The organism is Sphingobium sp. B8D3A (assembly GCF_025961995.1).
In the GTDB taxonomy this organism is placed as follows: Bacteria; Pseudomonadota; Alphaproteobacteria; order Sphingomonadales; family Sphingomonadaceae; genus Sphingobium.
Genome location: NZ_JAOQOS010000001.1, coordinates 182,212 through 196,183, shown reverse-complemented (window position 1 = coordinate 196,183; position 13,972 = coordinate 182,212). Strand labels below are relative to the sequence as shown.

The 13,972-nt window shown below is 64.5% G+C and carries 15 protein-coding genes; 3 read left to right on the top strand and 12 right to left on the bottom strand.

The annotated features are described in order from the left end of the window. The 4 genes from M2342_RS00990 to M2342_RS00975 all read right to left on the bottom strand — a co-directional run bounded on the left by M2342_RS00990 (position 1) and on the right by M2342_RS00975 (position 3,594). Positions 1-654: an ABC-type transport auxiliary lipoprotein family protein gene (locus M2342_RS00990; protein WP_264577707.1), complete on the bottom strand. Its 654-nt coding sequence runs from the start codon at positions 652-654 to the stop codon at positions 1-3. Further along, positions 651-1,613, bottom strand: coding sequence for an MlaD family protein (locus M2342_RS00985; RefSeq protein ID WP_264571667.1), 963 nt, complete (start codon positions 1,611-1,613; stop codon positions 651-653). Before M2342_RS00985 ends, M2342_RS00990 begins: the two co-directional genes overlap by 4 nt. 74 nt (positions 1,614-1,687) lie before the next feature. Continuing rightward, complete coding sequence (locus M2342_RS00980) at positions 1,688-2,488, bottom strand: ABC transporter ATP-binding protein (RefSeq protein WP_264571668.1); 801 nt, start codon at positions 2,486-2,488, stop codon at positions 1,688-1,690. Beyond that, positions 2,485-3,594, bottom strand: a complete 1,110-nt coding sequence (locus M2342_RS00975; RefSeq protein WP_264577706.1) for an ABC transporter permease — start codon at positions 3,592-3,594, stop codon at positions 2,485-2,487. The genes M2342_RS00980 and M2342_RS00975 overlap by 4 nt, the downstream gene beginning before the upstream one ends. Before the next feature lie 116 nt (positions 3,595-3,710). Here M2342_RS00975 and M2342_RS00970 point away from each other — a divergent pair, with 116 nt between their 5' ends. Beyond that, positions 3,711-4,355 carry an HAD family hydrolase gene (locus M2342_RS00970; protein WP_264579954.1) on the top strand — a complete coding sequence of 215 codons (645 nt, stop codon included), beginning with the start codon at positions 3,711-3,713 and terminating at the stop codon, positions 4,353-4,355. A 28-nt stretch (positions 4,356-4,383) separates the two neighbouring features. Here the strand turns inward: M2342_RS00970 and pgeF are convergent, their stop codons facing one another. The 4 genes from pgeF to M2342_RS00950 all read right to left on the bottom strand — a co-directional run bounded on the left by pgeF (position 4,384) and on the right by M2342_RS00950 (position 7,643). After that, on the bottom strand, positions 4,384-5,148 hold the full coding sequence (gene pgeF, locus M2342_RS00965) for a peptidoglycan editing factor PgeF (protein WP_264577705.1): 765 nt from the start codon (positions 5,146-5,148) through the stop codon (positions 4,384-4,386). After that, positions 5,145-6,164 (bottom strand): class I SAM-dependent methyltransferase, encoded by a 1,020-nt coding sequence (locus tag M2342_RS00960; protein WP_264577704.1) that lies wholly within the window; start codon positions 6,162-6,164, stop codon positions 5,145-5,147. Before M2342_RS00960 ends, pgeF begins: the two co-directional genes overlap by 4 nt. Further along, positions 6,154-7,017 (bottom strand): prolipoprotein diacylglyceryl transferase, encoded by an 864-nt coding sequence (gene lgt / locus M2342_RS00955; protein WP_264577703.1) that lies wholly within the window; start codon positions 7,015-7,017, stop codon positions 6,154-6,156. Before lgt ends, M2342_RS00960 begins: the two co-directional genes overlap by 11 nt. A gap of 125 nt (positions 7,018-7,142) precedes the next feature. Further along, on the bottom strand, positions 7,143-7,643 hold the full coding sequence (locus M2342_RS00950; RefSeq protein WP_264577702.1) for a sterol desaturase family protein: 501 nt from the start codon (positions 7,641-7,643) through the stop codon (positions 7,143-7,145). A gap of 314 nt (positions 7,644-7,957) precedes the next feature. Here M2342_RS00950 and M2342_RS00945 point away from each other — a divergent pair, with 314 nt between their 5' ends. Beyond that, entirely contained in the window at positions 7,958-8,503 is a 546-nt protein-coding gene (locus tag M2342_RS00945; protein ID WP_264579953.1) for a peptidylprolyl isomerase, read from the top strand. Between the two features lie 128 nt (positions 8,504-8,631). On the opposite strand, the gene M2342_RS00940 is transcribed toward M2342_RS00945, so the two are convergent. From M2342_RS00940 to sseA, 3 genes are all read right to left on the bottom strand, one after another. After that, positions 8,632-9,369, bottom strand: coding sequence for a TorF family putative porin (locus tag M2342_RS00940; protein ID WP_264577701.1), 738 nt, complete (start codon positions 9,367-9,369; stop codon positions 8,632-8,634). Between the two features lie 320 nt (positions 9,370-9,689). Then, a complete protein-coding gene (gene metC / locus M2342_RS00935; RefSeq protein WP_264579952.1) occupies positions 9,690-10,934 on the bottom strand; it encodes a cystathionine beta-lyase in 1,245 nt (414 codons plus the stop codon). Further along, positions 10,931-11,776 (bottom strand): 3-mercaptopyruvate sulfurtransferase, encoded by an 846-nt coding sequence (gene sseA / locus M2342_RS00930; RefSeq protein WP_264577700.1) that lies wholly within the window; start codon positions 11,774-11,776, stop codon positions 10,931-10,933. Before sseA ends, metC begins: the two co-directional genes overlap by 4 nt. Before the next feature lie 75 nt (positions 11,777-11,851). Between sseA and queF the strand changes: the two genes are divergently transcribed. Continuing rightward, complete coding sequence (gene queF / locus M2342_RS00925) at positions 11,852-12,298, top strand: preQ(1) synthase (protein WP_264571677.1); 447 nt, start codon at positions 11,852-11,854, stop codon at positions 12,296-12,298. Positions 12,299-12,318: 20 nt separating this feature from the next. Here queF and M2342_RS00920 read toward each other — a convergent pair whose 3' ends face one another. After that, positions 12,319-13,920, bottom strand: a complete 1,602-nt coding sequence (locus tag M2342_RS00920; RefSeq protein WP_264577699.1) for a DUF853 domain-containing protein — start codon at positions 13,918-13,920, stop codon at positions 12,319-12,321. Between the last annotated feature and the right edge of the window lie 52 nt (positions 13,921-13,972).

The window sequence follows — 13,972 nt, the reverse complement described above, 5'->3', positions numbered from 1 at the left end:
TCAGGTCCGGCTGGAGACCCATGTCGCCACGGCATTGGCGACATCGTTGGCGGCGGCGCTGATCGCCGGGGCGACGCCATCTGCGTCGATGCGGCTCACCGGCGCGGAGGCGGTGAACCGCTGGCGCGTCACCGTCAGGCCGTCGGGCGAGAGCATGGTCGCATCGAACGTGACGACCGCTTCCCGGCGCGTCGCATCGATGCCGAATTCGACCAGATCGCCATTGAGGATGTAGCCAGTGCGGGCGAGATACTGGCCGGGGTCGAGCACGAGGATATTGCTGCGGGACCGGATCGTCTCGGACAGCAGCGACTGGAATTGCCGGGCCGGCGTATCGACCCAGATCGCATCCTTCACATAGGCAAAGCTCGTGCTGTTCTCGCGCACAGCCACGCGCGGTGTCGCGAGGGCTTTGGGCACGTTCGGCACGTCGATGAACAGGGCGGATTCACTGGCACTGGACGCCGATACCCCGGCCGGCACCGTCGCCGTGCTGGCAATGGCGAGCAGCCGGTCGGGCGGCTCGGCACCGAACTTCACGCACCCGGCCGCCGAGATCAGCAGACCCGTGATCAGGGCCGCCCGCGCTGCCTTGCGCATCGCTGCTCCGCTGGTCGCCGGGGCTGTCTGCACGTTCGCTCTGCTGTTGGTCATGGCTTGTAATCCGGCAATTTGGGCGAGCCGATCAAGGCGCCTGCACCCTGTTGTTCAACGGTATCCGTCACAGCCTGAAGCGAACGGGAGACCTGACGCAGATCGCGGACCAGCAAGCCGATTTGCGGCATGGTGTCGCGGGTAAAGGTCCGCATGCCAGGCTGTGCTTCCTTCAGCGTCGCATCCAGCGTTTCCAGCGTCGCGCCGGCATTGCGGATCGTCGTGCGCAGGTCTCGGATGAGGGGGCGACCCTCTTCGTTCACGAGCGCATTGGTGTTGTTCGCAGCCTGGGCGAGCGATTCGGCCGCCTTGGAGGCATTTTCGAGCGTCAGCTTGGCTTGTGTGATGGTATCAGCCAGTTCCGGTCCACGCGCGGCGATGTCGCCTGTCAGCTTATCGAGATTCTGCAGAATGCCGGCAATATGCTTCTGGTTGCGATCATCCAGCAGCTCGGTCAGTCGCTCGGTGAGCGTCGTCAGCCGCTCCAGCAGCATCGGGGCGCTGTTGAGCAGTTCGCCAAGCGCACCGGGTTTGGTCGGGATGACAGGCACGCCTTCCGGGCATACCGCCTGCGTATTGCGCTCCGGGCAGACAATCGGCGGAGCGCCGCGCACTGCGCCCTCAAGCTGAATTTCCGAGACGCCGGTAAAGCCCACGCCATTGATCGTCGCGGTCGTGCCTTGCAGGACAGGCGTCGTCCGGCTGACGACGATGCGCACGCGCACGAACTGGGGGTCGCGCTCCCAAAGCTCGATCGACTGGACCTGCCCCGAGGGCACGCCAGCATAAGTCACCGCCGATCCACGGGCGATGCCGCTCACCGACTGCTTGAAGAAGATGTCGTATTCCTTGCGATCGGATTCGCCGATGCGTGAGAACCAGAAGGCTGCCCCGACCGTCAAGGCCATCAGGAGCAGGACGACCGCGCCCACGAACACATTGTTGGATCGTGTTTCCATCTATTTCCTGCTTTCCCCCAACGGCTTTATGGCGCCGTGGTTCCACCCTGTCCATGTCTGCGGCCGATTGTGCATCACGCGCCTCTCATTTTGGCGCTCTGGCCATGGGCAACGCGCCCGCGCGGCCCGTTGAAATATTCCTGGATCCAGGGATGATCGAGCGCCAGCAACTCGTCGATCGTTCCGACCGCGATGACCTTCTGATCGGCGAGCACGGCAACGCGGTCGCAAATGGCGTGGAGCGTGTCGAGATCGTGCGTGATTAGGAACACGGTGAGGCCCAGCGTCTCCTGCAAGGCCCGCGTCTGCTCGTCGAACGCCGCAGCACCGATGGGGTCGAGCCCTGCAGTCGGCTCATCGAGGAATAGCAAGGCGGGATCGAGGGCCAGTGCGCGGGCGAGGCCGGCTCGCTTGCGCATCCCGCCGGAGAGCTCGGATGGGAATTTCGGCCCCGCATTATCCGGAAGGCCGGTCATCAGAATCTTGTAGGCGGCGATTTCCTCGCGCAGCTGAACCGGCAGATCGGGATAATATTCGCGCAGGGGCACCTGCACATTCTCGGAGACGGTCAGCGTGGAGAACAGCGCGCCGTTCTGGAACAGGATGCCCCAGCGCTTGCGGATCGCGAGCAATTCCGGGTCCGCAGGGTCGCGGTCCAGCATCTGCTCGCCGAACACCTCGATGGAGCCGGCATAAGGGCTTTGCAGGCCGATGATCGAGCGCATCAGCACCGACTTGCCGGTGCCTGATCCACCCACGACGCCGAGAATCTCGCCGCGCCGCACGTCGAGGTCCAGCCCGTCATGCACGGTCTGGTCGCCGAAGCGATTGACCAGTCCCCGGATGGAGATGACCGGATCGTCGCTAGCGCTCATTTCCACCCCAGCCAGGTGAAGAACACCGCGAAGATGGCATCGAGCACGATTACGATGAAGATCGCCTGCACCACAGCGGCGGTGGTGCGCAGGCCGACTTCCTCGGCATTGCCGCGCACCTGCAGGCCCTGGAAGCAGCCTGCGATCGCGATGATGAGGCCAAAGACCGGCGCCTTGATAAGGCCGATATAAAGGTCGGTCAGCGGCACGACTTCACGCAGCCGCTGGAAGAAGGTGACGGGCGGAATATCGAGCGAGACCGCGCACAGGAAGGCACCGCCGATCACCGCCATGACCGAGGCATAGAAGCCGAGCAGCGGCATCATGATGACCGCGGCCATGATGCGCGGCATCACCAGCGCTTCCATGGGCGAGACGCCGATGGTGCGCATCGCGTCCACTTCTTCATTGAGCTGCATCGTGCCGATCTGCGCGGCAAAGGCCGATCCCGAGCGGCCGGCGACCATGATGGCCGTCATCAGCACGCCCAGTTCGCGGAACGTCAGGCGCCCGACGAGATTGACGGTCAGCACCTCCATACCGAACTGCTCGAGCTGCACCGACCCTTGCTGCGCGATCACGATGCCGACGAGGAAGCTCATCAGCCCGATGATGAAGAGCGCCGAGATTCCGACGACCTCGATACGCTGGACGACGGCGATCAGACGGATGCGAGCCGGATGCCGCAGCAGCATGAACGATGTGATGACGACGGCGCCCAGAAAGCCGAGCAGGCCGATCATCGTGTTGAAGGTCATCCGGGTCGCAACACCCACTTCCTCCAGAATGCGCACGATAGGATGGGGCGGCACATTGCGCGTTTCCAGCGGTTGATCGTTGCGCGAGACGACATCGATCAGGCGCATTGCGTCGTCACTGGCGCCGGTGATTTCCGCCTGCGTGCGTTTGGCGAGGCTGTGGACGATCCACGCGCCGATTGTGTCGATCTGGGTGACCTGCGTGAGGTCGATCCGGGCGACATCGCCCTCTATCGCCTCGGTGCGATTGGGCAGATCGCCAAGCTGGGCGAGCGCAAGGCTGCCGGTGAAGGCAACCGTCCGGCCTGTTGCATCGTTGCTCTCGATGAGGTCGGCAGATTGCGTCATCTGAGCCACAGTGGGCCAGTTTGCGTTGCACGGCAAGCCGAATTGGACCATCTGGCGGGCTGCAGCCCGAGAGCACAGGGAGACATTGAGCGGTGCAGAGGATCGCGATCTACGACATGGACCGCACGATCACCGTGCGCGGCACCTATGCGGCGTTTCTCACGCACATGGCTCTCTCGCTGGCGCCGTGGCGGCTGATTTTCCTGCCTTTGGCGGGCATCGTCATGCTCGGTTACGTGTTGCGGCTGGTCGATCGTGGCCGGGCGAAGGAACTCAATCAGGCGCTGCTGATCGGGCGACGGGTCAATCGCGAGAGGATCCGCCCGGCCGTGGAGGCCTATGCCGACAAGGTGATTGCGCGCAACATCCGCGCTGGCGCGCTGGCCCAGATCGCGCAGGATCGCGCCTCCGGCTGCCGGCTGGTGATCGCTTCGGCATCCTTCCGGCTTTATGTCGAGCCGATTGCGAAGAGGCTGGGCTTTGATGATGTGATTGCTACCGATCATTTCAGCCAGGGTGTCGATTACATCCGGGCACGCATTGCAGGAGAGAACTGCTATGACGTCGCAAAGTTGCGGATGATCGAGGCGTGGATGTCCCGCGAAGGGATTGCCCGGGCCGATGCGCACGTCCGCGCCTATAGTGATCATGTCACTGATGCGCCGCTCTTGGGCTTTGCGGACGAGGGCTATGCGGCGAACCCCCATAGTGCCTTGGCGTCACTGGCGGCGGAAGAAGGCTGGCCCGTTCTGCACTGGTGAAGTTGCGCGGCGCGACACAGGGCCGCGTTTAAGCCGGCAATCCGATCAACGAAATCTGCCGCCCATAGCCCGGCTCTCCGGCATGGCAGGCGCGACGGTAGGAGAAGAAGCGCGCGGGCTGGCTGTATGTATCCTCATCCAGCAAGGTGACCGTGCCGATGCCCGCCTGCGCCAGTCGCGCTCCGACATAGCCGGCGATGTCGAACTGCAGATGGCCAGGGCGGCCCTCGGCGAAAAAGCGCTCGTCATCCGGATCGCGTTCGAGGAACGGGCGCTCGAAACCGGCACTCACCTCATAGCTCGCCTTGCCGATGCATGGGCCGATGGCGCAGGCGATGGTGGCGCGTGTGGCGCCCAAGGATGTCATGGCGTCGATGGTTGCTTCCGCCACGCCGTGGAGCGCGCCTTTCCATCCCGCATGGGCCGCCCCCACGACGCCATGGGTGGGATCGGCAAAGAGGATCGGCACGCAATCGGCAGTGAGAACGCCCAGCAGCAGCCCGGGGCGGGCTGTCACCAGCGCATCGGCTTCCGGTCGGGAGTCGAGCGGAAAGGCGTTGTCCGCAATGACGACGCGGGCGGAATGGACCTGATGAAGCGTTACCAGCGTCGATTGCGGCAGCACGGCGTCACGGGCCAGATCGCGATTTGTCAGGACGGCATCGCGTTCGTCATCCGAACCCAAGCCGACATTCAGCCCGGCGTGAATGCCGGTTGAAACGCCGCCGGTGCGCCCAAGAAAGCCGTGGGGTACATCGCCCAGCGCGCCGGCGCGCAGCACTTCGATGCTCATGCGAACCCCGCCGATGCCGGCCAGTCCGGGTGACGCAGGGCGAGGGCCTTGAACAGAGTACCCATCTGATCGGGCTCAACTAACCGGTCGCGCGCGGCGCGCAGATCCTCGGCACGCGCAGGATTTGCGCGGGTAAGCGTGGCTGCGCGCGCATCGATGCCCAGCGCCGTGAGCAGGGCGCCCTGCCCGATGCATGGCTGTGGCCGCAGCCCGTGCGTCCGGCCCACGGCGGCGATCATGCCGAAGTCGACATGGGCGGTCAGGTCACGGGTGCCCGGCGCATCGAGCGGATCGGCAAAGCGGTGCTGGCTCATCGCTTGCAGCGTATCGCCCGATGCCGGTCCCTCATAGCCATAATCGATGGTCAGCAGCGCGCCGGCCTGTCGGCAGAGCCGCTGTGCGAGATCGGCGACGATGGCTTCGGCCGCAAAATTGCGCTCGACCATGGATCCCAAAGGCGCATCGCCGAGCGCAAGGGGAATGTGCTGGCCGCAATCCTCAGGATCAAGGATGAAAGCGGCGGGCTCGCGCTGCACGAAGCGTTCGCGCCAGCCCGCGCCGGTGCGCTGGAACTGGCGGATCGGCAGGGCATCGAAAAACTCGTTGGCGATGATAATGAGCGGGCGATCATCGGGCAGTGTCGCCACGCTGTCATGCCAGATTGCCCCCGGCACCGCGGCCTGCTGGCGTGCGCGCAGTGTGGGGCTGGTCTCGACGAGATGGACCGGCGGTACGAGCCTGGCTTGGCCCATCGCTCGCAGGGCGTCGGCCGCGAGTGTCCCCCGGCCCGGTCCCAGCTCGACATAGGCGAACGAAGGGCCGACGCCGGCGCGCAAGGCAAGATCGGCCATCCAAAGCCCGATCAACTCGCCGAACATCTGGCTGATCTCTGGCGCGGTGATGAAGTCGCCGCGTGTCCCCAAGGGATCGCGCCCGGCATAATAAGCGGCATTGGCTGCCGCCATGAAGTCGTGGAGCGAAAGGGTGTCGCGGCCCTGCCAGATGTCAGGCGACACTGTCCTGCCCGGCAATCGGCTCAACGCGGGTCCGACGGCCCTTCGCGGTGGCCACCAGATAGAGGCCGAGCACCAGCATCGGCAGGGTCAGCCACTGGCCCATATGCAGGCCGGTGCGTTCGGCAAATTCCATCAGCTGCGAATCCGCCTCGCGGTAGAACTCGACGAAGAAGCGGGCGGCGCCGTAGCAAAGCGCGGCAATGCCAAACAGCTTGCCGGGGTCGTAGCGGGCCTTGGTCTTCCAGAAGAAGAAGGCGAGGATCGCAAGCATCAGCGGTCCTTCCAGCAGCGCTTCATAAAGCTGGCTGGGATGGCGTGGGAGATCGCCTCCGCCGGGGAAAACGATCCCCCATGGCACGGTGGTGACCTTGCCCCACAGCTCGCCATTCACGAAATTGGCGAGCCGGCCGAAGAACAATCCGAACGGCACGACGCAGGCGATATAGTCAGCAACCCGCAGGAAGGAGAGCTTCTCGCGCCGGGCCATCCACCAGATCGCGGCGATCACGCCGATGGTGCCGCCATGCAGCGACATGCCGCCTTCCCACAGCTTGAAGATGTCGATGGGGTTCTGGAGGATCGAGGGCTGATAGAAGAGAATATAGCCGAGCCGTCCGCCCACGATGATGCCGAGCGTGGCATTGAAGATGAAATCGTCGGCATGGCGCCGTGCCATGGGCGCGCCGGGCTGGCGGAGCAGCACGGTCAGATACCAATAGCCGATCAGAATGCCGGCGAGATAGGCCAGACTATACCATTTGATCGCGAAGAAGCCGAGATCGAGGGCGACCGGATCGAGCCCGAGATTCTGGAAATAGATGGGCTGAGCAGCGGCCAGGACAGCAAGCGTCAAGTGTTTTCCCCGTCAGTTTTGCGCTGCATAGTGCAAGACGCCAGCAACACCAAGGGCGGAGAATGACAGGCCGCGCTGCAAGCCATATCCTCGGCAGGGAAAGCAGCCCTGGCGGCGAGAGCCTTCTACCGGCCCCGGGCATCGCGGATGCGGCCTGTATCCATGCCAGCGAGTTGTCGCTTGAGGTCTTCCGGCGCCGGCGCGATCAGGAAGCCGAAGCTCACATTGCCCTCGCGCGTTTCCACCACATGATGCAGGCGATGCGCCTGCACGATGCGCTTCATGTAAGGCGAGCGGGCCACGTAACGATGCTTGACCCGCTGGTGAACGATGATGTCGTGGAAGCCGAGGTAGATGGCGCCATAAGCGGCGATTCCGGCGCCGACAGCGGTCGCCCAGTTGCCCCAGCCCCATTGCACGCCGCCGAGCAGCATCAGGATCGAGGGCAGGGCGAAGATCACGAAATAGAGATCGTTGAGCTCCCAATTGCCCTTTCGCGGCCGATGGTGGCTGGCATGCAGAAACCAACCTGGGCCGTGCATCACCCAGCGGTGCATCACATAGGCAAAGCCCTCCATCAGCGCGACGGTGAGGATGAAGAGGGCGGCAAGGCTGAGGAACGACATGGCGCTCCCGCCTATAGGCGCGCAGTCACGGGCTGTGAAGCGAAAGGGCTGCCTTGTCTTGCGGGGAGCGGGCGGGTTAGCATGGCGTCATGATGACCCTCGCGTGCCTTCGCCGGCTGACGATGCCCGTCGCCTTGACCCTCCTGTCTGTAGCGGCGCTGGCCCCGGCCCACGCCCAGCGATCCGAAGCCGAGATTCAGGCGAAAATCGACGCCGAGCTGGAAGCGATCAATCGTGCCGAGGCCGCCGCGCGGGCGGCCGAAGCGGCCGCGGCCCAACGCAAGGCTGAGGAGGAGGCTGCCAAGGCGCGGGAGGTGGTCGAGACGCAGGTCTTTGAGACCGTGCCCGTCGTCCTGACGACCAGCGCCGGCGCCGTCACCCTTGCGATCGAGACAGAGCGTGCACCCGTGACTGCAGCCAATTTCCTCGCCTATGTCGATGGGAAGCGGCTCGATGGCACGTTCTTCTATCGCGCCTTCAAATGGGAGGACGGCACGCCCGGTGGATTCATCCAGGGCGGAACGCAGAACGATCCAAAGCGCATCATGAAACCCGTGCCGCATGAGCCGACCAGCAAGACCGGGCTGAGCCATATCGAAGGCGTCATTTCCATGGCGCAAGGTGCGCCGGGGACGGCGACGGGCGATTTCTTCATCATCGTCGGCGACATGCGTGGCTTCGACGCGACGCAGGATCAGCCGGGTTTTGCCGCTTTCGGCCGGGTGATCGACGGCATGGATGTCATTCGCAGCATCTGGAACGCGCCGCGCAGCGCGACGAAGGGTGAAGGCGTGATGAAGGGGCAGATGCTCGAGCCTGCCATTCGCATCCTTACGGCTCGGAGGGCCAAGGCCGACTGATCTGGTTCGAGGTCGGGTTGTAAGAGCGCGGCCGCTCCAGCGTCGCCCATAACAAAAAGGGGCCGCGACGGATGTCGCGACCCCTTTGTTCAGCCGTCTCCCCCCGGTGACGGCTGCACTTTGTTCGATCAGAACGCGGCGCCGACCGAGAACACGACCGCTGCATCGCTGCCGCGGTTCTGGCCGGGCTCGTCGGTGTCGACATAGCGCACGCCGAAGGTCAGCTGCTTCCAGCTGGCGCTCACGCCAGCCGACCAGTCGAACACTTCGCCGTCAACGCCGCCGAGGGCGCTGTCGCTCGTTGCGTAGCCGATGCTGCCGTCAACCGTGAAGGGCGTGCCAGGGATGGCAAGCGACGGAGCAGCCTTGATGTAGAAGGCGTCGTTCTTGCCGAGCGCGTCCTGCTTCCAGGCATAATTGGCGGTGACTGCCAGGCCGACCGGGCCGAGCGTGGTCTTGACCGTCACATAGGGCTCGAAGAAGTCCAGAGCCACGTCAGTGACCGTATCCTTGGGGTAGACATAATAGAGCAGGCCAGCATCGACCGTGACGCCCGGCGTAAGCTCAGTCGAGTAACCGGCGAAGAAGTCGAGCTCAGCCGTCACGTTATTGCCCGCGCCGTCCACATTGGGGAAGTCGACGTTCGAACCCCAGGTGCCGAAGTAGAAACCGCTGTCGTGCGTCACGGTGATGCCGGCCTGGATGGCAGCATTCTGCTTCGTCTGCGAGAAGCCGCGGAAGCGGTAATCGGACACAACGGTGGCGGAGCCGGAAACGGTCAGGCCGCTGTCATCGTCCTGCGCGAGGGCAGGGGTGGCAGTAGCAAAAATAGCGAGGGCCGAGAGGCCCAGAATGGACTTACGCATGGGATTCCCCTTAACGAGATAAAAATGCGATCGTCCCTGCCTGCAGCGCCGGGCGATCGCTTCATTTTGGATCCGCATTTTGCTGCGGTTGAGCGGACTTGCCGGCAAGCCGCGATCCTGATGCCTCTGTCTTGTGCGACGCACAAGACAGAAACTGCACATATGTGTTGCGAACTCATGAAGTGTTGCAGCCGCGCCACGCTGGCTATTGACCGAAACCGTAGGGGAAGCAGGCGCATCTGGAGGTTTCGCCAGACTTGTTCAGGCGCGAAGTGCCCCCATCGGCGTTCAGCCAGGGTGCAGTGCAAGCAGCGGGCGACTCAAGGAGCGGCGTGGTGCTCCATCGCAAGGTGCCAACGCTGAAGCCCCTCTTCGAGGTCCGCGATGAGATCGTCAGGCTCTTCCAGCCCGACATTGATCCGCACCAGCAAACCCTTGGCCTCCCACTGTCGCGCCGTGCGCAGGCTGGCGGGATCGACCGGCAGGGCAAGGCTCTCGAACCCGCCCCAGCTATAGCCGATACCGAACAGCGTCAGCGCGTCGATTAAAGCCGCGCGGGCCGAGTCGTCGTTGCTCGCCAGTTCGAAAGCAAACAGGCCGGCGCTCCCGGCGAAATCGCGGCGCCACGCTTCATGACCGGGGCAGGATGCCAAAGCCGGGTGCAGCACGCGCGCGACCTCTGGCCGCGCTTCCAGCCAGCGGGCCAGCGCCAGCCCGCTTTCGCCCTGATGCTTGAGGCGCACGGCCAGCGTCCGCATGCCGCGCAGCACCAGCCAGGCATCGTCCGGGCTGACGGTCTGGCCCAGCATGTGGCCGCGCTTGTGGATGGCCGGCCACAGCGCCGCATTGGCGGTGACCGACCCCATCATGACGTCACTATGGCCGCAAAGATACTTTGTGCAGGCGAGGATCGACACATCAACCCCCAGGCCGAGGGCCGGCAGCAGCAAGGGTGTCGCCCAGGTGTTGTCGATCAGCGTGATGATCCCGCGCGCCTTTGCCACTGCGACAATGGCGGGCACGTCCTGCACCTCGAAGGTCAGGCTGCCGGGGCTTTCGAGGAAGATGGCTCGGGTATGCTCGGTGCAAAGCGCAGCGATATCGGCGCCGATGAGCGGATCATAATACATCGTCCGCACGCCGAACTCGCGCAGCATTCCATCGCACATCGCGCGGGTCGGGCCATAGACGCTGTCGACCATCAGCAGTTCGTCGCCGGGCTTCAGCACCGCGAGCAAGGCGCCGGCAATGGCGGCGACGCCCGAGGGGTAGAGCATCGTGCCGGCCGCTTCCGGCTCCAACTGGGTGATGGCCTCAGCCAGCGACCAGCTCGTCGGCGCGCCACGCCGGCCATAATAGAGGCGGTGCGGATCGGCGGTCGTGGCGCTGCGCAGATGCGCCACGTCCTCATACAATATGGTGGATGCGCGCCAGACGGGTGGGTTGACGATCCCGCCGGGTTGCCCGGGCATCCCGGTCCATTCCGGGCGGCGACCGGCCTGGACCAGTCTTGTGCCCGGGCCAAGAGGTTTGCCGGTCTTTCCGTCGTCGCTGGTGCCGCTCATGCCGGGCCGACCGCCTTGGGCGTCGCGGGATCCGCGCCCCATTCGGACCAGCTCCCGTCGTAGATCCGTACATCCTCCTTGCCCAGCAGTGCTGCGCCGAACAGCAGATTGCAGGCGGTGACCCCGCTGCCGCAGCTCATGATCAGCGGCTTGTCGAGGTCGACGCCTGCATCGTCAAAGGCTTGCCGCAGCGCGTCGCCCTGCTTCCAGCGTCCCTGTTCGTCCAGCAACAGGTTCGACGGCAGATTGGCCGAACCGGGGATATGGCCTTCCGCCATGCCGGGGCGCGGCTCGGCGGCATCGCCCCGGAATCGGTCGGCGCTGCGGGCATCCACGACTTGCGCGGCGCAACTCTCCAGATTGGCGAGCACATCGGCCTTGCTGGCAATCGCGCTGTCATCACGGGCGGCGGTGAATGCACCACTGTTCGAGCCGGCTGCCTCGCCTGCTTCGGTCGGGCGGCCTTCTGCCGTCCAGCGCGCCAACCCGCCATCCAAAATAGCAACCTGAGGTGCGCCAAAGATGCGTAGCAGCCACCACGCCCGGCCCGCGCTGCTCAGCGGACTATTGTCGTAGATGACGATGCGGTCGTCCTGCCCGATGCCGAGGGCCGCCATCCGCTCGGCGAACTGGGCGTTGGTTGGCACCATCGCGGGGCGCGGATCGCTCGCGTCGTTGAGCGTCGAGAGATCGAGGAACACAGCGCCGGGAATATGCTGCGCCAGATACTCGGCCTTGGGGTCACGCGGCGTCCCCGGCAAGAAGGCCGTGGCGTCGAGGACCTTGAGGTCCGGGGCGCCGAGCGCCTTTGCGAGCCAATCGGTGGAAACCAGCATATCCATGGAGACGCATCCTTGAGGTGGGTTGGTTGGCGCAAGGGGTTCGCGCCGGCCGCGAATCATATTAAGGCGCGTGGCATGACACTCAAGCATCTCGGTCAGACAAGCGGCCTTCCGGCAAGCCCGGAGGAGGCCGTTCTCGATTATGTGCCTAATCCCCGCAAGGGCCGGCCCTATCTGGTGCGCTTCACCGCGCCGGAGTTCACATCGCTTTGTCCCGTTACCGGCCAGCCCGATTTTGCGCATCTGGTCATCGATTATGTGCCGGGCGAGACGATCGTGGAATCCAAGTCGCTCAAGCTCTTCCTCGGCAGCTTCCGCAACCATGCCGGCTTCCACGAGGATTGCACCGTCGGCATCGGTGAACGGCTGACGGCCGAAATGCAGCCGCTCTGGCTGCGCATCGGCGGCTATTGGTATCCGCGTGGTGGTATTCCCATCGATGTGTTCTGGCAGTCCGGCCCGCCACTGGAGGGCGTATGGCTCCCCGCTCAGGATGTCCCCGGCTATCGCGGCCGGGGCTAAGCGGGCGCCCGAGCGAACCGTTATTTAAGCAGTCCGCCCAACACGCCGCGCACGAGACGCCCGACCAGCCCGCCGCTGCTCTTGCGACTCGATCCACCGAGAATCGCCTTGCCGATCTCATTTGCGACCTGCCGGCCTACCGATGAAGCGGCCGAGCGCGTCGCGGACTGGATGGCGCGGTCGAGATTGCTCGGCTTGGCAGCTTCTCGCGCCTGAGCGCGGGCTTCTGCCTCGCGCTGTTTCGCTTCCAACCTGGCCTGCTGCGCGGCTGCCTTGTCCGCCTCGGCCTGTGCCTTCGCTGCGTCTGCGGCGGCAGCTGCCGCCTGCGTGCGGGCCAGCAGGATTTCCTCGGCAGACTCGCGATTGATCGCCTCGTCATATTTGCCGTCACAGGGCGAAATGGACTGGATGATCGCGCGCTCCTTGGGCTCCAGCACGCCCAGCCGCGAGCGGGGCGGCGCGATCAGCGTGCGCTGGACCATCGAGGGCGCACCATCTTCCTGCAGCAGGGAGACGAGTGCCTCGCCCACGCGCAGTTCGATGATCGCGGTTTCGACGTTCAGAGCTGGATTGGCGCGAAACGTCTCGGCAGCGGCCTTGATCGCCTTCTGCTCACGCGGAGTGAAGGCGCGCAGGGCATGTTGCACTCGGTTGCCGAGTTGCCCCGCCACATCCTCCGGCACGTCGATAGGGTTCTGCGTCACGAAATACACGCCCACGCCCTTGGAGCGGATCAGGCGCACAACCTGCTCGATCTTGTCGACCAGGGCCTTGGGGGCGTCGTCGAAAAGCAGATGCGCTTCATCGAAGAAGAAGACGAGCACGGGCTTTGCAGGGTCGCCGACCTCGGGCAGCGTTTCGAAGAGCTCGGACAGCAGCCAGAGCAGGAAAGTCGCATACAGCTTCGGGCTACGCATCAGCTTGTCGGCGGCGAGGATGTTGATGAACCCGCGCCCCTTTTCATCGGTGCGGATCAGGTCGCTGATCTCCAGCGCGGGCTCGCCGAAGAATTTGTCGCCACCCTGCGATTCGAGCTGCAAAAGCTGGCGCTGGATGGCGCCGACGCTGGCCTTGGTCACATTGCCATAGCGGCTGGTGAGCATGTCGGCATTGTCGGCGCAATAAGCCAGCATCGCCTGCAGATCGCCCAGATCGAGGAGCAGAAGCCCTTCGTCGTCCGCATAACGAAAGGCGATGGTCAGCACGCCTTCCTGCGTTTCATTCAACCCCATCAGCCGGGCGAGCAGCAACGGCCCCATTTCGGAAATGGTGGCGCGGACCGGATGGCCCTGCTCGCCATAGAGATCCCAGAAGATCGCCGGATTATCCGAGAAGGTATAATCGGTCATGCCGATTTCCTGTGCGCGGGCGATCAGCTTGTCGGCGTTCTTGGCGGTCGGCGAGCCGGCCATGGCGATGCCGGACAAGTCGCCCTTCACATCGGCAAGAAAGACCGGAACGCCCTGCGCCGAAAAGCTCTCGGCCAATCCCTGCAGCGTGACCGTCTTGCCGGTTCCAGTTGCGCCGGCAATCAGGCCGTGCCGGTTGGCGCGACGCAGGACCAGACGCTGCGGTTCGCCGTCGAGACTTTGGCCAATGAAGATGCTCGTGTCGTCGCTCATGCCCGTTCTCCAACCACAGGCCAGAGGTAGCTTGGCAAAGGGAGCAAGAAAA